The organism is Microcoleus sp. (assembly GCF_041354475.1).
Classification (GTDB): domain Bacteria; phylum Cyanobacteriota; class Cyanobacteriia; order Cyanobacteriales; family Microcoleaceae; genus Microcoleus.
Genome location: NZ_JBGJZU010000013.1, coordinates 22734 through 43348, shown reverse-complemented (window position 1 = coordinate 43348; position 20615 = coordinate 22734). Strand labels below are relative to the sequence as shown.

Here is a 20615-nt window from a genome sequence, read left to right as displayed (position 1 = left end):
GTCGAAGTGGGTAAGTCCTGTTGTGAAAAACCCGGCTACGGCGCAAATCCTAGCATTATGAAAAAGTAAAATCAGTCGCGTTAAGATTTCCAGCATTAACTCCTTTCAACACTGCCAAATATTGACCCGTGCCTGCTATCTGCAACAGAGTATCGCTTGCATAAATTCCAGTTCCTTGAGTGATATTAATGTTAGCAAATCCTAAGCCATCTTTCAGCTTCAGTATGTCTGCTCCTTTTTGAAAGTCCGTGATGATATCAGCGAGATCGAGAGTATTTGCAGCCCCTCGCCCTTCTAGCTCAAATAAATCCAAACCCATGCCGCCGGTCAGAATATCTTTACCCTTCCCTCCATCAAGGATATCATTTCCTGCACCGCCGCTAAGTGTGTCAAAACCCTTGCCGCCTTCTAGTTTATCATTGCCATTGCTGCCAGTCAGAATATCATTACCCTTGCTTCCTTTTAAAGCAATATTATTGCCAAGAATTCCTGTCAAGTTGTCATCACTATCTGTACCTTTAATTTCATTCTCGTAGAAATAGCCGCCGCTTTCGTATCCATAATTACTAACACTCGCTGAAGTGCCGTTTTGATAACCACTTTGGTATCCATCATTGCTGCTACTACTTATGTACCCAGAATTGCTGTTACCATTTTGGTACTCAGAATAGCCGTTGCCATTTCGGTACTCAGAATAGCCGTTGCCATTTTGGTACTCAGAATAGCCGTTGCCATTTTGGTACTCAGAATAGCCGTTGCCATTTTCGTAACGGCTGTCATCACCACTTTCACCACTTTCACCACTTTCACCAATTGAGAGTTGGTATCTCTCCGATGATACTGGATCGACATCGATAGAATTGTCTTGTGTCACATAAGACTGTCCCACGCCTGTCCAAATTTTAGTTTGGTTGCTCATCTGTTAGATCCTCGTTGTTTAAGTCATCTACAATTACTGTGACAAAACAAAGTAAAGAACTCGGAAAGACCTAAAATTTATTTCATCCGCTTCCAAAACCTCCTCAATAGTTCTGGATGCACGACATCTATATCTCGTGTTAATCTAGGGGCAATCCCCGTGGTTGCCCCAATCCCTTAGTCTCTTGCGTAAGTCCTGCTCAACCTAAACATCAGCCCATTTTCGCAGCAAATTAGCAATGCTTTTTGATAGCAAGTCAAACTCCGCTGTCTTTCCAGACTTCTGAAAAAGGGTATCGCGAACCGTATCCAAATCAAAGAGAATTTCTCGTTTGTGAGCATCCCTAACTAAACTCTGCACCCAAGTCACCGCCGCTAGTCTTTCACCTTCAGTGACAGGTTCCACACGATGTAAAGTTGTAGTAGGATAAACAACCATTGAACCAGCATCAAGTTTAAAAGCTTGTTCGCCTTGGGTACTTTCAATCACTAATTCCCCGCCCGTATAAGTTGCAGGATCGCTGAGAAATAGAGTGAGAGACAAATCCGATCGCATTAGTTCTTCATCTCCCATAATTGCATTATCAATATGTGTCCCGTAGTACATTCCTCCCTGATAGCGACTAAACATAATGGGACGAATTGCTTTAGGGCGCGCCGCTATTTGGAATAAAGAATTGCGTTTTAGTGCTTGATTGACTAAGTTTCTGAGTTCCTGAGTTGGAGCCGCATCATTTTTTAGTTGAGAATTATTTTTTACTTGTTGGGCGTACCAACCTGCTGTTAACTTCCCATCGACAAATTCAGCATTTTTTAGGCGATCGATAATTAATCCTAATTCCTCTGAAGTCAGAATATTTGCCATACAGATAATCATTGGGGACACTCCTACAGGTTGCTAATGGACTCGCATTGTAGCAATAAGGTAATGTCTGTGCAAACAATTTTTCGATGTTTTTGGTTCTTTCCGAGTTCTTTACTTTTTTCTGGGATAGTAGCAGTAATCACCCAGAATAAGGCTTTTTTAAAGATGCAAAGTAAAACTAAGATTTGGCTCGGCATTGGAGCTTGTGTTTTAACCTCTGTAGCTGGTAGTGCGATCGCATCCCAGAATGATAGCAGTGTTAATCAATTTTCCCCTATTTCTCTTTTAAGTAATGCTGCTAATTCATCGATGAGCAACAGCAAGCCGGTTAAACCGATCGTCTTAATGAGTAGCAGTGGCGGCGAACAAGGAGAAAGCGGCGAAGGAAAAAAACCAAAACCCCGGAAAAAAAGTAGTTTGACTTCTGAACTTTCCTTGACAGATAGTAATGTCACAATGACAGCTTCCAAGGGCGGGGAAGGTGGAGAAAAAGGGGAAGAGGGAGAAAAAGGAGAAAGCGGTGAAAAAGGAGAATCTGGGAAGAAGAGTTAAGGTTTTCTATTAATATCAACTCTTAAGCTATAGCGATCCTAAATCATTTGCATAATTCTTGTAGGGGCTCCCTTGCCCCGTGGTTGCCCAATCTCTCGGAGGGCGGGCACTCTTGGCACCGCCCCTACATATCTGCATGAATGATTTAGGATTGCTATACTGAGGATAATTTTACTTTAAAACAGCTACCTACTCCTAGCTGACTGGTAACGCTAATTTCTCCTTGGTGGCTTTGGACAATTGCTTGGGCGATCGCCAATCCCATCCCCAAACCCCCTGCACGGCGATTTCTGGCTCGATCTGCTCTCCAAAATCTGTCGAAAACTAACTTGACATCTTCTGGAGCAATGCCGATACCAGTATCCTCTACACTCACAATTGTCGATCGATTCTGTTTGCTCAGAGAAACAGTCACAATTCCGCCCGCTGGTGTGTAATGAATTGCGTTTCCAATCAAGTTGGAAAACAAACGAGTTAGCTGTGCAGCATCTCCCATTACAGACGTATCAATGGCTAAATTTGACTTGAGAATAATTTGCTTTTCTTGAGCTTGCAGTTCCCACAAATCTAGCAAATCCTCTAATAATTCGTCTAACGGAACCGCTATCCACTCGCGGGCGATCGTGGCTGCTGGTGCATCCATTCTAGTTAATAAAAGTAAGTCTTCAACTAACTGAGTCATCTGTTTAGTAGCAGAGGCGATCGCCACCATTTTCTTAACATCGGCTGCATGAATTCTCTCAGGATGACTCTGCATAACTTCCACTGAAGTTTTAATCGCCGTCAGCGGACTTCTCAACTCGTGAGAAGCATCAGCAGTGAATTGTTTTAACTGCTGAAAACTATCCTCAATTGGCTTGAGAGATTGCTTAGTCAGCCACAAACCACCAACCGCAGTCAAGCTCAGAAAAATAATACTCCCATAACCCAAATTCCAGCGGAGTCTGCTGAGAACTTCTTCGACTTCTTTAGTAGATTCGCTGGTGCGAATATAACCTTTTAATTCTTGTTTTTTATCATCATAAGAAATGTAAACTGGAATTGTCGCCGACCGAATTTGCCCATTTTGTATGGTGTGGAAGCCTGATTTTATTATTACAGGCGGTAAAGTCTTGCCGGAATTTCCTAAGATTTTACCTGCTTCATTAAACCATTCTACAGATTGATCTGGTTCCCGCAGATTTTGCCAGGGAATGTCTAAGTCTCCGTCTTTATCTAAATGACGAGTTACTTTTTCGCGATCGAGTTCAATCTGAAAGTCATCATTGCGCTGTTCACTTTGTTGATGAGATAGATCGCCTTTTTTTTCTGGATGTTCTGAAAGGTGCTGCTTTTCGATCGCAACTAAACTGTGAGAAGCTGCTTGAGCCAAAACCTCCAATCGCTGGTCTAATTCTTGATACAGACTGCTGGTAAATAATTCATAAACAGCAATCGCAGAAGTCCCTAAAATAGCTACCATCACTGTTAAGTAAGATAGCAATAAACGCCATCCCAAAGCTTGAAATTGGGGATTAGAGGTTTTGGTTGAGCCGATAACCCATGCCATAAATAGTCTCAATAAAATTAGCTGGTGCGCCTGCTGCTTTCAGTTTTTGTCGCAAACCCCGGAGATGAACTTTTACGGTTTCTTCTCCTGGCGAGTCTTCAAAAGCCCATATATGGTCTAGGATAGCACTCCGTGTTAAAACGCGCCCTCCTGTTCGCAGGAATAATTCTAGCAAACTGTACTCCTTTGGTGTAAAGTGCAGCAATTTATCGCGATAAGTAACTTCGCAGGTATTCGGGTTTAAACGCAGATTTTCCCACTCTAATACTGGTGGCAAAGTTGTACTTCCCCGCCGCAGTAAGGCTCGAATTCTTGCTGCTAATTCTGGCAAATCGAAGGGTTTAACGACATAATCATCAGCTCCGGCATCTAGTCCTATGACTTTATCATTGCTGGTGTCTCTGGCTGTTAGCATGAGCACGGGGGTTTTTAAACCTTGTCGGCGCAAGCGCTGACATAGGGTAATTCCATCTATTTTTGGCAGCATCACATCTAGCAGAATTAAGTCATAGGTAAAAGTTTCTGCAAAGTTCCAACCTTCTTGACCGTCGGCGGCTATGTCTACGGCATAATGTTGGTCGGTGAGGGCTTCTGCTAATGCTTGGGCAATGCGATCGTCGTCTTCTACTAACAGAATCTTCATAGCTCACTGCTAAAATTTTGATATCATTCCTAATTTTTTAATCTCAAATCTAATATCTAAGGCGGACTAAAGACAGATCGCAGCTAGGGGTTCCCAACTTGTGACATCCTCAAACAAAGATTGATACCCCGCCACATTGGGATGCAGCCCATCTGCAATTAAACGCGATCGACACCAATCACTACCCCGATCGCACCATTTGTCAAAAATATCTAAATAGGGGATTCCCCGCTCCAAACAAGCGACTCTGGTTGCTTCCTTATATCGATACTGGTCAGCATGACTGTAGTACAAACAATCCTGAAAAGGCATTTTACTTTCATCCACCGGCACCATCCCGACAAAAATCACTGGACAAAGTTGTTGTGACAAATTTAACAAGTGATCTACAACGGTTTTAAAATGATCGAAATCAGTATAATTGCGCCCGATCGCAGATTGTACCCTCGCCGAATCATTCAGCCCTACCGAAAGAATCATCGCATCCGGGACGCGGTTTCTGAGCTCACCACGGTGACGAAACTCATTCTCTAGCCGCTGGGCGACTTGATAAGCACGATCGCCCCTAACCCCCAAATTATAAAGAACGTGCCCAGGAATCTCCGACAACATCCATTGCCGTCGCAGTCGTTCCACCCAGCCCCCGCCCACATTGTCGCCAAAACCGTAGATTAAACTGTCCCCAAACGCCACCAATTTCATGGGATGAGAAGTTATCGGACGCAAGTGACTAAATGAATGGGCTGTGGCTACCTGCATAACAAAACGGTACTCAATGAATAATTGACATATTTACACTATATTTCAATGGGACTCGATCGCCTTCAACCCGATCGCACCTAGACCGTGGATTTACCCGAATTTGTTGGTAAACTAGAATCTAACATCAGATAAGTAGGTAGTCTCATGGCTAAGCGTCCACCCTTTGATTCAACTCAGCTAACCCGTAGGGCAGAAGAGTTGATCAGTGCTGCATCCAACCGTTATCGGATTACGGTACAGGTAGCGAACCGCGCCAAACGTCGTCGCTATGAAGATTTTGACAACAATGACGACCATCAAATGAAACCAGTGATGCGGGCTATATTTGAAATGTCTGACGAATTGACACAGCCGGAAATTATCGGAGACATCTAGCTATTTGGAGAGTTTTGAGGTGCGAGCAATTATTTTGACTCACACCAATTTTTTATGAGGCTGCATAGAATCCGATCCCCCCTAGCCCCCCTTAATAAGGGGGGGACAAGATTCTGATCAAAGTCCCCCTTCCCCCATCCCCCCTTGGGGGGGGCAGGGGGGGGTGGGGGCTAGGGGGGGGTGGGGATTTAGGGGGATCGAAATATGTGCAACTTCACATTAAATTGGTATTACACTCAAAACTTGCTGAAATTATTTTATATTTGAACAAATTATCAAAACCGTGAAGAAATTAAAGCTGGCCTTGAGTTTTTTGTTAATTACCTTAATTGTGGCGATTTTCACGCTTTTGAGTTGGATACTGGAATCGGGCGAACTAAGTCTATCGGCGATGGAACCTTCGGTATTGCGGGCTAATCAATCTGTGTCTGAAGTACGGGTTGCTCAAGAACCGCAGCCGCAACAAGTGAGAGTCCAAGATGCTTGGAAATTTGTCTATCAAAAATTGCCTGATTTCCCCCTCGCCAATAATTACATTTCTAAAGAAACTGGAAAAGTAGACCCCAATAATACTTTAGTCGGACGCTTGATTCGATATCATGTGTTTGTCAAAGGACGGCCACCCAATTATCGCTTTGATTGGAAATTGAGTTTAGCTGATTATTTGGGGGTAACTCCCGATTATTTGGTCGAAAGTGTGTATCCCGGAAACGATGTTTTGCGATCGAATCCCTTGGAAGGCGATCGGGCTGCGATTCAAGGTTTAAATAGAAGTCAGCGGGATGCTTTGGTTCAAGCTTTGGTTGATGTTTTTACAGGGGATTTGGGCTCATCAGACCCCAAAGCACCGGCGGGAGGAAAACCAGAAGGGCGATCGAACTCCCCCACCATACCTCAGCCCCAGCCAGGAGACGCCAAGTTACTAGCACCTTAAAAATTTTTTTCAATGATTAGGTAGAATCATAATTATGCCCCTCTCTTCTCTTCCTCTGTGTTCTCTGCGTTCTCTGCGGTTAAATCATTCCGATACAACCCAATCAAAAATCAAAAATCAAAAATTTCTCCATGGTCGATCGCGTAATTAAGACAGGTGACGGATGGCGTTTGGGATGGAACCCCAACAGCACCGAGTTTCAGGGTTTAGTGGGTGGCGATGGTTGGGCGATCGAACTCACGGAGGCTGAGTTGAACGATTTTTGCCGCCTACTAGCCCAATTAGCCGCCACCATGACTCAAATGGCCAGTGAGTTGATGGAAGAGGAAAAAATCGCGATCGAAGCCGAAAGCGATTTAGTGTGGGTGCAAGTAGAAGGCTATCCCCAAGCTTACAGCGTGCAGTTCATCCTCAGTGCTGGTAGGAGGTGTGAGGGTTTTTGGCCCCCGGCTGCGATACCTGGTTTGACCCAAGCTGCAAAAATTTTAAAAGTTTTTTGATTTTTTTTGACTTTTTTCTGAATTTGATGATATGCTGTTAAAGCTGTCGGGACGTAGCGCAGCTTGGTAGCGCACTACTTTGGGGTAGTAGGGGTCGCAGGTTCAAATCCTGTCGTTCCGATTGTAACAAAACCCGCTCAATGAGCGGGTTTTACTGTTTTTAGAGTTTTTTCCCTTCTATGCAGTTTCTCCCTCTACAATTTTAATTTCCTCAGCCGTCAATTCGTACAACTGATAAACCAGTCGATCTATTTCTTTTTCTAATTCTGTGGTGTCTGCTTTGGGATCGGATTTTTTGGCGGTCAGGATTTGATCGACTATTGATTCAATTCGTATTACAATTTTTTCATTGTCAAATTGAACAGGTAAATTCTTTAAAATTGTTGGTTTAATTTGCGCCAATGTTCTATTCACTTCCATAGATAACAATCTATAGAAATAAGTTAATAATTTTGAGTTTAAAACACCAACCAGCAATTTATTTGAATATTTACCATTACTCGCCATTACATACAATCCATCTGTCGGAAATATTTGATTAACATCTAATCCCAAAATTATTCTGTCTCCAGTAATTACACCAATAATCTTTTCTTGTTTAAGAAATATTTTTTTATTTCTTGGTCGATGCAAAGACCAAAAAGGATGTTTACCTTCCTCAACCTCTTGACAAGTTATCTGCTCCTTAAACGTTTGTAGATAGTTGAGAATATTAGGAATAAGTTGACAAGCGTCGCTTTTTTGTGTATAAATAATTTTCTTACCAACATCTTGAACTAGATATTTTTTGAGATCGCGACCACCTGTAATCGTAGAAAAAATAAAATCTTTTTCCAATAAACATCTGTGAATAATTTGATCGTCAACAATAAAAGCATCTTTAAAATCAGGACTGATGCCTCTTTGAATCTCATCATTATCTACTAACTCAATCAATCTGGTATGTTTATATTTATTAATTATTTTATAACCACTAAGATTTTTTGTAGGAATAGCTTTATTGGGAATATCCTCGAAAAAAGATGTATTGATTTCTGTTAGTAAAATATTAGATAGCTTGTCAGAGCCACCAACAGAATATTCGCCAATCAAAGAAATATTGCTAATGTTAGATGTGAGGAGTATGATACAAGCAGGTCTTGAGACATCTTCAAAAATTGCATCTCCTAAATTCAAAGCTATCTCTAATTGAGATTTATTGAATATTTTTTCGCGTAACTTTTCATTGTCAATTTGATATAAAATCACATCAGGAATAATTTGACATACCAGACCAAATTTTGATTTTAGGGAAAATGTTAAATTAATAAAAAACATAAAAGAATCTACCATCCTAACAACAATGTCAGAATTCATAGCTTTTATATGTTTAAGCTGATTAGGATCTATATTGGCCCCCCAAGGTGGATTCCCAATCACCACATCAAAACCCACAAAATCACCATCATTATTCAGCACTTCAGGAAACTCAAACCGCCATTCAAACGCATTTTCGTAAAGTTTTCCACTTTCTATTTCCTCAATTTCAACTTCTAACTTATCAATCTCATTACTTAACTTAGTGATTTTCTTTTCCCGTGCCTTTTGCTCCGTCGTTGATTCCTGAAATAACAACATTTGATTCTCTAAATTATAACGCTCACCCTCAAGATTTCTCAACTTAGTCTTTTTTGAATCATTACCATAAAGTGTTGTGCGAAAATTTCCCTTAATAGATGAGATTATGCCTTCCATTTCCCGTTTTTGCTCCTTACTTTCAGCATTGCGGTAAGTTTGCACAGCATTTTTGTAACTATCAATATCACACTTGCTTTTCCTTAAAGCTTGTCGCAAATCAACATCCAACGCAAAACGGCTAATCAAGGAATTACCACATTTGATATTGATATTGATATTTGGTAGAGTTTCCAACTCCGTGTAATGACTTTCGGCTTTATAATAAGCATTTTTCAAAAGTTCAATCCATAACCTCAAACGACATATTTTGACAGAGTTTGGGTTAATATCTACACCAAATAAACAATTTTCAATAATCGTCTGTTTTTCGTGAAATAGAGTTTCTTGTATCCGTTGACTTTCCGGGCTTTTGGGATTATACTCAAATAATAATCCATCATCATCGGTGACAACTAACTCATCATTTGCCACCTCAACCTGATAATCTCTTAATGTTTTCCCTTGTTTATCAATCAAAATTTTTAGTTCACTTTTAATCGCGATCGTTTCATTAAGAGCCGAAACTAAAAAATGTCCAGATCCCACAGCCGGATCGCAAATTTTGAGACTATTGATAATCTGATTAGCTTCTTTCTTGTCTTTAATATTGTCGTACAAGTCGTTAATATTTTGGCAATTCCAGCCTTTAATTTCATTAAAATTCTGCACAACGGCTCGGCGAATTGTTTCGCGGCACATATACATAGTAATGAAGCCTGGAGTAAAGAAAGCTCCATCTTTATAACCGTTGATTTTCTCAAAAATTAACCCAAGCACAGAAGCATTAATCAGCCGTTTATTGTCTTCCTTAATTTCTGATGAACCTTCGCTGCTGAAATCGTAAGCATTCAGAAATTCAAATAAATATTCCAAGCCATTAAGTTCGCCTGTGCGCTTTTTCCCGTTGCTATCTTTCAAGACGCTAGATGATAAAATCGGCAGATTCTCATCCCGGAGATTGCTAATAGAAATAGTTAAGTGTTCGAGTTCGGTTAGCTCAAATAATGAACTGTTTAAATAAGGAACCTTGGCGAAAATATTTTGGATACTACTACTTCTTTCCTGTGGTTTGCGCGCCAAAACGCTAAAGAAAAGGCTATTTAGATCGTCATAGTTCTGTACTTTGCTTAAATTCAAAAATGCCAAGGATTTATCGCCATTGTGATATTTAATTAACTGCGCTTCTAATAATTTCAGGAACAGGATGCGATTTACCCAAGTGATTGCTAATTCTAAGCCAACATTAAACAGTCTGTCTTGGTAAGTATCGCCAAACTGTTCTGGTTTTTCGAGTCGGGAGATTTTGTCTAAACTATCAAGTTGCTCCATCGCATTTTCAATCAGTGCACCAATATGGCGGCCTTCTTTTTTCCGCCCGATCAGTTTTTTGCCGCCTGCTTTGGTTTCCGTCAAACCGATGATGTGGAGTAACTCGCTGTAAAATGCTTTATCCAGACTGTTGTTATCATTCGCAAACGGTAATTTCAATAAATGCTCTGGTGAAAGCAGTTTAAATAGTGAAATTAGTTGATTGTCATCTTGCTTTTCGGTATTCCTTAAAGATTGTTCGTAGTCTCGAATATCGAAATGGGTAAAAGTAATCTCGTCTTTGATTGCTTCAATAGCAGGTGCCGCAATTTCTTGATAGAAAAAGTCAGTTTTTTTCCCCGTTAGTCTTCCTGCTTCAAAATCGGTAAATAGCTTTACCAGTTGTTGATTCTGAGCAAAGGATTTTTCAAAAGTACCAGCATCAAAAATGAACCACTCGTAAACATTGGTTGCGACTAAATATTTGATTTCAAGGTTTTTTCCCGAAATGCGATCGCGCAAAAAATAGAGTACCAATTCCTGAAAGGCTTTGCTATTCAGATTGTCAACCTTAAGCATCTCGCCTTTGTTCGTTGGCTTTTTAGATTCCAGAATGACACCAACGCTGTTTTTGGCATCTTTTCCGTTATGAATAACTAGGTCATTACGCCCTTTTGTGTTGATGAAATGATTGGCTCCATAATAAGTCTCACGCAAAAACTGCGCCACCAGATTTTTGTGAAATTCCTCCGATTCTGATTCGTTGATGTGGTCGATTAATCTAATCAGATTGTGTTTAAATTGTTCAAAATCATCCCGATTGGGTTTCACCTTAAGGAATGCTTTATTTAATGCTTTTATCGGCGGTATTTTATTTGGACTCATCTGCTTTTAAATTTAATTTAATATTGACCATTAATATCGATTCCGGTTGCACTCAGCAATGATTGTTGACTGTTGACTGTTGACTGTTGACCGTGAGTCGAAAAACTGAAAATTGCGCTTATATTTGGTGGCCACTTGACCCGATTTTACAATTCCGATGGTAGCGGATGCGATCTAACTTCTGATCTCTGCCGATTGCCCTTCGCTAAAACCGGAACATTTCTTTAAGGCGGTTGCTATATTTTATCCGATACGATCAAATTAATTAATTATAGCAACCAAATAAAATGACGCCCGCAAAAGTTTCCCTTAAGTACAAAAGCACTTCTAGAAAACCTGCGGGCGTCAAAATCAACCAAGCTTAAATCTTAGAACAGACCAAGAGTGAAAGATTTGTCGATGGGGAAAACAGCGCCAATACCCAACCACAGAGTGATTGCTGTTCCCAATAGGAAAACAGTAGTAGCCACAGGGCGGCGGAACGGATTTTGGAACTTGTTAACGTTCTCGATGAACGGAATCAAAATCAAACCCACGGGAACGCCAGCCATGCAAGCAATACCCAACAATTTGTTAGGCAAAACGCGCAGGAGTTGGAACACTGGCCACAAATACCATTCCGGCAGAATTTCTAGCGGAGTAGCAAAAGGATTAGCAGGTTCCCCAACTAAAGCCGGGTCAAGCACAGCCAAACCGACGCACAGAGAAATTGTTCCCATGATTACTACAGGGAAAACATAGAGCAAGTCATTGGGCCAGGCTGGTTCGCCGTAATAGTTGTGGCCCATGCCCTTGGCGAGTTTAGCGCGGAGCGCTGGATCGCTCAAATCCGGTTTTTTGAGAATAGACATAACGACAGTGTTCTCCTTTTGGTTGTTGGCTGTAAATAAATATGATGAGCGATGAATTCTGAATTTTCAACTCAAAACTTAGCGGGGGGCAAAAAAAATATTGCCCCTACAACTCAAAACTTACAACGGGCCTGAGATTCCTTGTTTGCGAATCATCAAGAAGTGAGCCAACATGAATACTGCAATCAGCCAAGGCAACACAAATGTGTGCAAGCTGTAATAGCGGCTTAATGTGCCTTGACCGACGCTGACGCCGCCACGGAGTAACTCAACCATTAAAGAACCGACAAAGGGGATGGCTTCGGGAACGCCGGAAACGATTTTGACGGCCCAGTAACCAATTTGATCCCAAGGTAGCGAATAGCCGGTCACGCCGAAGGAGACGGTGATGACTGCCAAAATTACTCCTGTAACCCAGGTGAGTTCGCGGGGTTTTTTGAAGCCACCGGTCAGGTAAACGCGGAAGATGTGGAGAATCATCATCAGCACCATCATGCTGGCGGACCAGCGATGGATGGAACGAATCAGCCAACCAAAGCTGACTTCATTCATGATGTATTGGACGGATGAAAAAGCTTCTGCTACCGTGGGACGGTAATAGAACGTCATGGCGAAGCCCGTGGCAAACTGGATGATGAAACAAACCAGAGTGATTCCGCCCAAGCAGTAGAAGATATTGACGTGGGGGGGTACGTACTTGGTTGTGATGTCGTCGGCGAGCGCTTGAATTTCCAGGCGTTCGTCAAACCACTGGTAGGTTTTTGATTCGGTGATTTGTTTAGAAAACATGGAGCCAGAATTCCTAAAAGAATATTGCTGTGGTTGAGATTAAGGGCAGCAGCCACAAGGATTTTTGTCGCCCCGCGATCGCCAGTAAGCTTTTACTAGCAACTGACTTTGGCTATTTTTAAATTGGGAGCTGACTGAGGCACTCGATGGTGCGGTCGCTGTTAGCGCTGGGAAACGGAGCCCTAGCTTGCTCCCCTTTGCTGGCGTTGCCCGATCGAATTCCTGACTATGATAAAAAATGTAACATAATAGCCGTGCAGATTTCACGGAGCGATCGCTTTTGCTTGGGTCTCAAACACCATTTTTCCGAAGCTCCATATCTCTCCCAAGCTGGCATATCGCCATGAGCCTAGCTACACAATAGAATCTGATACAGTGAGCGGACTCAGGTTTCTAAATTTTCATATTTTTGATAAAACTTCACTTAATCTGGGTTAAATGTCAACTTTAACTAATTTTTGGTGCGCGACTGCCACAGGCCTGATGCTGTTTAGGGTTTTGGCGAAAACCAGGTTGGTTCAGGTAATTAGCTGATTTGAGATTAAGGAAGAGAACGACAAACCGGCTTGTTTTCCGTTGAGTGCCTCCTGGACTGGCTGGATGACTTTTGCCTTCCCAGAGTTCAAGTTGAATGTGCAAAAGCTCAAAAACGTACAAACTTAAAATACAACAGATACCAATCTACCCATATTTTACGGAACAATGATGCACAGACGAGTTTTCCAGATCGCAATTTTACTTGTCCTCCAATGGGTTATGGTTTTGGGTTCTTGGGCCGAGCCGGCGATGGCGCTGACTGATGAACAGAAGCTATTGAACGAAGCTTGGCGAATTGTCAACCGCTCTTATGTGGACGATACCTTCAATCATCGCAACTGGAGGTCGATTCGCGAACAGACTATCAAGACCCCCCTGAGCGATCGAGAACAAACCTATACAGCGATTCAGGATATGCTGGCTAATCTGGATGACCCCTTCACTCGACTGCTGAAACCAGAACAGTACCGCAGTTTGCAGGTCAATACTTCTGGGGAACTGACTGGTGTGGGGCTACAAATTGCGATCGACCCCCAGACTAACACTCTGACAGTGATTGCTCCGATTGCCGGTTCACCAGCCGATAAAGCTGGTATCCAACCCCTCGATCGCATTTTGAAAATTGACGGCACTCCCACCTCAGAATTGAGTCTAGACGAAGCCGCCACTAAAATGCGCGGCCGCGCCGGCACTGCTGTCACCCTCACCTTGGGGCGCGAAGGTAGGGAATCTCCACAGGATATTGAGTTAGTGCGCGATCGCATTGCTCTCAATCCGGTATATGCCGAGTTGCAGTCTGGGCCGGAAAATTTACCCGTGGGCTACATTCGCCTCAGTCAATTCAGCGCTAACGCCACTGCTGAAGTCAGTAATGCGATCGACCGACTCGAAAAACAAGGAGCCGCCGCCTACATTCTCGACCTGCGGAACAACCCAGGGGGACTGCTACAATCCGGGATTGAAATTGCCCGGTTGTGGATCGATTCCGGCACCATTGTCTACACAGTGAATCGACAAGGTGTTCTCGGCAGTTTTGATGCCTATGGACAGGCGCTAACAGGCGATCCCCTGATTGTTTTGGTAAACAAGGGAACTGCCAGTGCTAGCGAAATTTTGGCTGGTGCGCTGCAAGATAATGGCAGAGCTAAACTGGTGGGTGAAAAGACCTTTGGTAAAGGGCTGATTCAGTCGCTGTTTGATTTGTCAGATGGTTCGGGATTGGCTGTGACTGTGGCGAAATACCAGACGCCCAATCACACGGATATTCACAAAATGGGGATTGCGCCCGATCGGGTAGTACCTAGCGAGTCGATGACGCGGGATCAAATTGGCACTGAGAGCGACTTGCAATATCAAGCTGCACTCCAACTGCTGAAGCAAAAAACCGTAATGGCGAAGTCAGCTTGAAACCCAAGTTTTAAGTTTTGAGCTAGTACCTAGACCCGCCTTTGAGTTGTTCGACGGACTGTCAACCGTCAACAATCATGGTCGAGTGCAACCGGAATCGAAATCTAGCAAGCAGACTCTTAAGAAATTGTCAATGGCTGAAGATATCTTTGCGACCTTCTTGCTTCTGCCCTCGGACTTCTTCCTTAAGGTTGTTGAGTTGGCTCCTCGGCGTCGGGTGCCTCCGATTCCTGCAAAATCACTGGTTGCTGCTGGGGGTCAACCCGATTGCTTTGCTCTTGCATCACTGTTTTAGCCAGACTGGGATCGAAGTAGCGATTAAAGTCCGATCGCGACTGATTCACTCTCTTTTCGGTAATATTGACTTCAGCTTGGATTTCCTGCAATTTTTCTTGTACTGCCCGGTAGTGAGGCCAAAGCTGAATCAAAGCAGAAGTTGCACAAACTGAAAGTACCATGTTGACTGCTAACTTCACTCCTGCTTCCGCCGCGAGGGTTTGGTGAGGGTAAGAACGCGGGCGGCTGCTAGTACCTGCTGCAACGCGAGGGGAGTTTTTGACAGGACGTAGTGGGGTAACGGTAGGTTTAATCGCTTGCATAATTTTGTTTACCAAAAAAAAGGGTCTAAAGCCCCGTCCTTCTAGGACGGCTTTCAATTTTATTGATGTTGAGCTAGAATAATTATATCCAACACCATAACGTAAAATGCTGGTATTTGAAGCAAAGCTTGAAGGCGAAAAGCATCAGTATGAAAAGCTTGATGAAGCGATTCGTACTGCGCGTTTTGTCCGCAATTCTTGCATCAGATACTGGATAGACAATCAGGGGATTGGGCGGTATGAACTGAGCGCTTATTGCAAGGTTCTTGCCAAGGAATTTCCTTGGGCCAGTCAGCTCAACTCTATGGCTCGTCAAGCTTCTGCTGAACGAGCTTGGTCTGCTATTGCTCGGTTCTACGACAACTGCAAAAAGAAAGCAGCAAAGAAAGGTTTTCCATGTTTTAAAAAGCATCAAACACATGGTTCTGTTGAGTACAAGACCTGTGGCTGGAAGCTGTCGGAGGACAGGAGAACAATCACCTTCACTGATGGTTTTAAAGCTGGAAGTTTCAAGATGTGGGGAACTCGTGCTCTGCACTTTTATCAGTTGGAACAGATTAAGCGAGTTCGGGTTGTTCGTCGTGCTGATGGGTACTACGTTCAGTTTTGTCTTGATGTCGAGCGAGTTGAGAAGAGAGAACCAGCGGGTAAAACTATTGGGCTGGATGTTGGGTTGAATCACTTCTACACCGACTCGGATGGACATACAATTGACAATCCCAGGCATCTCAGGAAGTCTGAAAAAGCGCTCAAACGGCTCGGTCGAAGGCTTTCTCGAACTCAAAAAGGAGCGATTAACCGAACCAAAGCGAGAAACCGATTGAGCAGAAAACACCTCAAGGTAAGTAGGCAGCGTCAAGATTTTGCTGTGAAATTGGCAAGATGCGTAGTCCAGTCTAACGACTTGGTTGCCTATGAGGACTTGCAGGTGCGAAACATGGTTAAGAATCGGAAACTTGCTAAGTCGATTTCTGATGCGGCGTGGTCGGCTTTCCGGAGTTGGTTGGAATATTTTGGCAAGGTATTTGGTGTAGCAACAGTTGCTGTTCCACCGCACTACACCAGCCAGATTTGTTCTAAGTGTGGGAAAGTTGTCAAGAAGTCTTTGAGTACAAGAACTCATAAATGTTCTCATTGTGGGTTGGTTTTAGACCGGGACTGGAACGCCGCTCGTAACATACTGGAACTTGCACTTCGTACCGTGGGGCACACGGGAACGCTTAACGCCTCTGGAGACATCGACAAGAGCTTGGGTGAAGAAATTCCTCCAAGTAAGCCGAGTCGGGGAAAGAGGAAGCCCAAAGAGTGATCTTTGGAATCACCGTGGCTTTAGCCCGGTGAGGATGTCAAAGATGTCTGATAGTGACGTTTTCAAGCTGCTAGTTCCAGAAAACTTTTAGTTGAATCCACACCTATCCTGGTTTGTCAAGGTGATACCAGCTAAAATTTTTGAGACAGAAGGACACCTGGGGACAGATTTTTGATATAAAAATCCCTGCCCTTGCAGTTTTGTCTTGCTGACAACAAACAATCTACTCCACTGTGGCAGCAATTGTCTGCACTCTCAAGATTTAACTGCTGAGGCAGGTACTTTGGCGATTCTCGCTAGTGTCTGTGAACTACTTGTAAAGTTCAGTAGACAGCCGGAAAGCCAAGATTCCAGGAATCAAAGCAATTACGAGGGCGACGTAGACTTGGGTATCTGTTAAAGACATATTGGCAAAACTCCTTTTCACGGACACGAGCTTTCACTAATTTCCGGCAAATTGGCGCTTTTGGGAATCACTTGTAACAACTCGAAATATAAAATACTGTCAGGACTTCTCAAGATGGAACGCAGAAGGAGGGCGATCGGGTGTCGCAGAGTTACCAAATTAGGTTAAGATAAGTGAAGGTGACACTAATTCTCGACAGAGCAGGTGATTAACGCTGAGCTCTACCATTGCAAATTTTAGGTGCACAACATAGTTAATGCTAGATCAATTTATCGAATCTTCTCCGAATCTAGGAGTTGACACCTTTTTATTATTGTTAGTTTTGGTGGCTTTGGAGGCTGTGCTTTCGGCTGACAACGCGATCGCCCTGGCATCTATTTCTAAAGGTTTGGAAGAACCAAAGCAACAGCAACAGGCTCTCAATTTCGGTTTGATAATTGCTTTCGTACTGCGAATTTCACTGATTTTAACCGCTACTTGGGTGATCCAATACTGGCAGTTTGAACTGCTGGGTGCTCTGTACCTACTGTGGCTGGTTTGGCAGCACTTCGCCTCAGATGCTGACTCCGATGGAGAACATCACGGGCCCAAATTTTCGTCTGTTTGGCAAGCAATTCCCATGATTGCTTTTACGGATTTAGCATTTTCTTTGGATAGCGTCACTACTGCGATCGCAGTTTCCGATAACACGGTGATTGTTGTCACGGGCGCTACCATTGGCATTATTGCTCTGCGATTCATGGCTGGATTGTTCATCCGCTGGCTGGATGAATACGTTCACCTGGAAAGTGCAGGCTACATCACAGTCGGGTTCGTGGGAATGAGGTTGTTGGTGAAAGTAATTAATCCAGATTTAGTTCCTCCCCAATGGCTGGTAGTTTCATGTATCGCCTTGATGTTTGTGTGGGGTTTTTCTAAACGCACTCCAGAGTCGAAGGAGATTACAGAGTCCTTAGAATCTGCATTTAAGCAGGACTCGGAAGAGCAAGTCAAGGAGCAGGAAGCACAGAAGTCGGAAATTTGAGATACTTTTATTTTAATATTGACTTTTGTTTCAACATAAATTAGATCGATCTTTTGCTAAAGGTCGATCTATTTTTTGTGTATAAATTCGCCCCGTGAATACCGAGATAGCCGACTGCTTAAACAAGTCTAGTATAGCAATCGCCAAGCCTGTTAAGGCGATCGCTAGATCTCACAGCCAATGTTATTTCAAAGACATATTTAAATCACTCTATGTGTTACTCTCTAAAACAACTTTGAGGATTCAGCCTTCTTGTCCGGCCTTGTATCTTTAAGATCGAGAAAAAACCTATGTATCGATTCCAGATTATTGGACACACGCAAACTGGCGCATCCATCGGTATCGTCGGTTCTACTCCCGAATTAGGACTGTGGGATATCACCAAATGCCTACGACTGAATACCAGTGCCGATCGCTATCCTTTATGGTACACAGATATAGACATTCAGCCTGCTCTCGATTTAGGCGATCGCCAGAAAATAGAATATAAGTACGTGTATATTGATGCCAATGGTATCGCAGCATGGGAAGGATTCGGTTTTAATCGCTGGATACCGATCGACCCAGACCAAAAATCCAGCAAAATAATCGTAGACGATGGCGCATTTGGTTATTTCCAGCCTTATCCATTCGGATACTATGAGGAACCCGTTGTCAAGATACCCTCACACAAAAAGTCTGAAGGTTTAAAAATTGCAGTGATTGGTAGTTCCGTCGCCAAGGGTCAAAAAGCCTGGATGTTGAAAGGTTGGGCTTCCCAGTTGGCAGAGTCTTTGCAGGAAAAATACGGACACCAACTAATCAATTTGTCAGAAGCGGGGGCCAATGTCAGCAAAACGATCGCCCGTTTTCCCTCAGTCGTCGCCCCAGAACAACCAGATGTGGTGATTATTGCCCTGTCCCTGGGTAACGAAGGGTTAGCCTACTGTCGCCCCCACGAACGACGGGGCGCGCAACGCAGGTTTGAAAGTGGTTTGCAGCAGTTGGTGAAAATGACGCGGGCACTGGGAGCACGGCCGATGCTGGGCGGGGTATATCCCCACGGCAATTATAACTCTGAACACTACTGGCTGTTGCGAGATACTCACCAGCGGATGCTGAATTGGGGTGTTCCGGTGCTGGATTGGTTGGGAGTGTTGGATGATGGAGAGGGACGCTGGAAACAGGGGATATCTTTCGACCCGTCTCACCCAAACACGATCGGTCATAAGCTGATGTATGAGACGATCGATCTTAACTTGTTCGCGATCGACAAAGACGAATTGGTAAGAGAAAAACAATACTTTGCCCAACCGAAAACAGTTCCAGTTTTCCTTGACAATGCGGGTTTTCAAGTCACTGCTTGTCTGGAAGAACAGAGTTTGCGGATCGTCAATTCATCACTAAACAATTACACGATCGCTCCCTATTGGCAAGCAATCCAAACTGCATTGCAACGCCAAGCAGGATTGATACCAGGAATCTATATTGCCAAGAATGTCAAGTCAGGGACGCTTCCTTTCTTTGCAGTTCAGGAAAATGGGACGATCGAAACTACAGTAGAAATTCCCCCTGGCGCTGATGTGGAATACACTTCCGCTTTCAATCTTTTTGCACCGAACAACTCACAACTGTTGTTCTATGACGGGCATTTGGGAATTTTGAAATTAGACGATCGCCACCTTTGGATTATCAACGAATCAGACAAAGAATACAACATTCAACCGATGTGGAAGGAAGTTCGTCATGTACTGAAAGCTATGCCATCGGGTGTCTATGATGATCCGCTGAATCCCGACGCCCCTTTTCGCACCATGATGATTGGCGACGGGCTCGAAAGTCGGGTGAAAGCACCGCCTAAGTCCGCTGTGTTGTTTCAATATAAATGTCAATTATCGGAGATCAGCCGTGTGGCGATTTTGCCACTTGGCGATCGATGTGCAGTGCGGATGATGCTGTATAAAATGGAGTACGACGGCCCGGCTTTTCCCTTCGATTTGACTCGCACTACCAATATTGGAGATGTTGCTGATGCGATCGAAAACGGTTTTTATGATATGTGGAATCCGGCTTTTCTCCACTACAGTGCCCAAGCGGGCAGAATCTATCATAGCAAGTGGTCTGGTCTTTCTTTTGCCCATGAAGTTGAAGAGACAGACGATCCGGTTAACGATATGTCTCCGGTATTTGAACGAATGCGCGATCGATATACGGCACGTTCTGCGCGGTTTTGGTACGCACTTAAACATTGCGACAAGGTGCTGTTTGTCCGCACTGGTATTGCCGATCGCAATGGGGCGATCGATCTTATCCATAAACTAGAATACAAATGTCAGGGGAAACCTTTTCAATTGATGCTGCTTTCTCCCCAATCTTCCGATGAATTTGCGGGTCTTGATAATGTGCTGCATTACAATGTGGAGTTTAATCCCGATCGAATGTATGACGATTTGGGACACTGGATGTACTGTACAGATGTGATGCGAGGGATTTTGGAGTCGATCGGGGTTTCTAGTAAAAACCTGTTTTGGTGTCCACCTAAGATACCGAAAAATAGTTAAGGTCAGACCCACAGTCCGGCAGTCCGGCAGTCCGGCAGTCCGGCAGTCCGGCAGTCCGGCAGTCCGGCAGTCCGGCAGTCCGGCAGTCCGGCAGTCCGGCAGTCCGGCAGTCCGGCAGTCCGGCAGTCCGGCAGTCCGGCAGTCCG

Annotated in this window: 18 protein-coding genes and 1 tRNA gene; 9 read left to right on the top strand and 10 right to left on the bottom strand. The window is 43.7% G+C overall.

Annotated features, from left to right (window positions below; translation table 11 throughout):
- Positions 1 to 55 precede the first annotated feature (55 nt).
- Together ACBR23_RS07435 and ACBR23_RS07430 are read right to left on the bottom strand one after the other, a co-directional pair.
- On the bottom strand, positions 56 to 919 hold the full coding sequence (locus tag ACBR23_RS07435) for a calcium-binding protein (RefSeq protein ID WP_371119308.1): 864 nt from the start codon (positions 917 to 919) through the stop codon (positions 56 to 58).
- A gap of 204 nt (positions 920 to 1123) precedes the next feature.
- Positions 1124 to 1783: a Fe2+-dependent dioxygenase gene (locus tag ACBR23_RS07430; RefSeq protein WP_371120922.1), complete on the bottom strand. Its 660-nt coding sequence runs from the start codon at positions 1781 to 1783 to the stop codon at positions 1124 to 1126.
- Positions 1784 to 1948: 165 nt separating this feature from the next.
- Between ACBR23_RS07430 and ACBR23_RS07425 the strand changes: the two genes are divergently transcribed.
- The gene (locus ACBR23_RS07425) at positions 1949 to 2335 is read left to right on the top strand and encodes a hypothetical protein (protein WP_371120921.1); all 387 of its coding nucleotides are present in this window, start codon (positions 1949 to 1951) and stop codon (positions 2333 to 2335) included.
- 154 nt (positions 2336 to 2489) lie between these two features.
- Here the strand turns inward: ACBR23_RS07425 and ACBR23_RS07420 are convergent, their stop codons facing one another.
- The 3 genes from ACBR23_RS07420 to ACBR23_RS07410 form a co-directional block, all read right to left on the bottom strand.
- Positions 2490 to 3884, bottom strand: coding sequence for an ATP-binding protein (locus ACBR23_RS07420; RefSeq protein WP_371119311.1), 1395 nt, complete (start codon positions 3882 to 3884; stop codon positions 2490 to 2492).
- Positions 3850 to 4527 carry a response regulator transcription factor gene (locus ACBR23_RS07415; RefSeq protein WP_340521823.1) on the bottom strand — a complete coding sequence of 226 codons (678 nt, stop codon included), beginning with the start codon at positions 4525 to 4527 and terminating at the stop codon, positions 3850 to 3852. Before ACBR23_RS07415 ends, ACBR23_RS07420 begins: the two co-directional genes overlap by 35 nt.
- A 66-nt stretch (positions 4528 to 4593) precedes the next feature.
- Positions 4594 to 5286 carry a GDSL-type esterase/lipase family protein gene (locus tag ACBR23_RS07410; RefSeq protein WP_371119312.1) on the bottom strand — a complete coding sequence of 231 codons (693 nt, stop codon included), beginning with the start codon at positions 5284 to 5286 and terminating at the stop codon, positions 4594 to 4596.
- Between the two features lie 147 nt (positions 5287 to 5433).
- On the opposite strand from ACBR23_RS07410, the gene ACBR23_RS07405 reads away from it, so the two are divergent.
- From ACBR23_RS07405 to ACBR23_RS07390, 4 genes are all read left to right on the top strand, one after another.
- Positions 5434 to 5664, top strand: a complete 231-nt coding sequence (locus tag ACBR23_RS07405; RefSeq protein WP_340521819.1) for a DNA-directed RNA polymerase subunit omega — start codon at positions 5434 to 5436, stop codon at positions 5662 to 5664.
- Positions 5665 to 5947: 283 nt separating this feature from the next.
- Complete coding sequence (locus ACBR23_RS07400) at positions 5948 to 6598, top strand: hypothetical protein (RefSeq protein WP_371119313.1); 651 nt, start codon at positions 5948 to 5950, stop codon at positions 6596 to 6598.
- Between the two features lie 131 nt (positions 6599 to 6729).
- Positions 6730 to 7098, top strand: coding sequence for a DUF1818 family protein (locus ACBR23_RS07395; protein ID WP_371119314.1), 369 nt, complete (start codon positions 6730 to 6732; stop codon positions 7096 to 7098).
- 47 nt (positions 7099 to 7145) lie between these two features.
- Positions 7146 to 7219 (top strand) — tRNA-Pro (locus ACBR23_RS07390).
- 56 nt (positions 7220 to 7275) lie between these two features.
- On the opposite strand, the gene ACBR23_RS07385 is transcribed toward ACBR23_RS07390, so the two are convergent.
- The 3 genes from ACBR23_RS07385 to petB form a co-directional block, all read right to left on the bottom strand.
- Entirely contained in the window at positions 7276 to 11007 is a 3732-nt protein-coding gene (locus ACBR23_RS07385; protein ID WP_371119315.1) for an Eco57I restriction-modification methylase domain-containing protein, read from the bottom strand.
- 368 nt (positions 11008 to 11375) lie between these two features.
- Positions 11376 to 11858 (bottom strand): cytochrome b6-f complex subunit IV, encoded by a 483-nt coding sequence (gene petD, locus ACBR23_RS07380; protein ID WP_371119316.1) that lies wholly within the window; start codon positions 11856 to 11858, stop codon positions 11376 to 11378.
- Between the two features lie 120 nt (positions 11859 to 11978).
- Positions 11979 to 12647: a cytochrome b6 gene (petB, locus tag ACBR23_RS07375; protein WP_371119317.1), complete on the bottom strand. Its 669-nt coding sequence runs from the start codon at positions 12645 to 12647 to the stop codon at positions 11979 to 11981.
- A gap of 705 nt (positions 12648 to 13352) precedes the next feature.
- Here petB and ctpA point away from each other — a divergent pair.
- Positions 13353 to 14591, top strand: a complete 1239-nt coding sequence (gene ctpA / locus ACBR23_RS07370; protein ID WP_371119334.1) for a carboxyl-terminal processing protease CtpA — start codon at positions 13353 to 13355, stop codon at positions 14589 to 14591.
- Between the two features lie 185 nt (positions 14592 to 14776).
- Here the strand turns inward: ctpA and ACBR23_RS07365 are convergent, their stop codons facing one another.
- Positions 14777 to 15190 carry a hypothetical protein gene (locus ACBR23_RS07365; RefSeq protein WP_341739054.1) on the bottom strand — a complete coding sequence of 138 codons (414 nt, stop codon included), beginning with the start codon at positions 15188 to 15190 and terminating at the stop codon, positions 14777 to 14779.
- 106 nt (positions 15191 to 15296) lie between these two features.
- On the opposite strand from ACBR23_RS07365, the gene ACBR23_RS07360 reads away from it, so the two are divergent.
- Positions 15297 to 16499: a transposase gene (locus ACBR23_RS07360; protein WP_341739055.1), complete on the top strand. Its 1203-nt coding sequence runs from the start codon at positions 15297 to 15299 to the stop codon at positions 16497 to 16499.
- A gap of 310 nt (positions 16500 to 16809) precedes the next feature.
- On the opposite strand, the gene psaM is transcribed toward ACBR23_RS07360, so the two are convergent.
- Positions 16810 to 16905, bottom strand: a complete 96-nt coding sequence (psaM, locus tag ACBR23_RS07355; protein ID WP_015174804.1) for a photosystem I reaction center subunit XII — start codon at positions 16903 to 16905, stop codon at positions 16810 to 16812.
- Between the two features lie 256 nt (positions 16906 to 17161).
- Here psaM and ACBR23_RS07350 point away from each other — a divergent pair, with 256 nt between their 5' ends.
- Together ACBR23_RS07350 and ACBR23_RS07345 are read left to right on the top strand one after the other, a co-directional pair.
- On the top strand, positions 17162 to 17929 hold the full coding sequence (locus ACBR23_RS07350) for a TerC family protein (RefSeq protein ID WP_371118023.1): 768 nt from the start codon (positions 17162 to 17164) through the stop codon (positions 17927 to 17929).
- A 290-nt stretch (positions 17930 to 18219) separates the two neighbouring features.
- Entirely contained in the window at positions 18220 to 20469 is a 2250-nt protein-coding gene (locus ACBR23_RS07345) for a DUF1796 family putative cysteine peptidase (RefSeq protein ID WP_371119318.1), read from the top strand.
- Positions 20470 to 20615 lie beyond the last annotated feature (146 nt).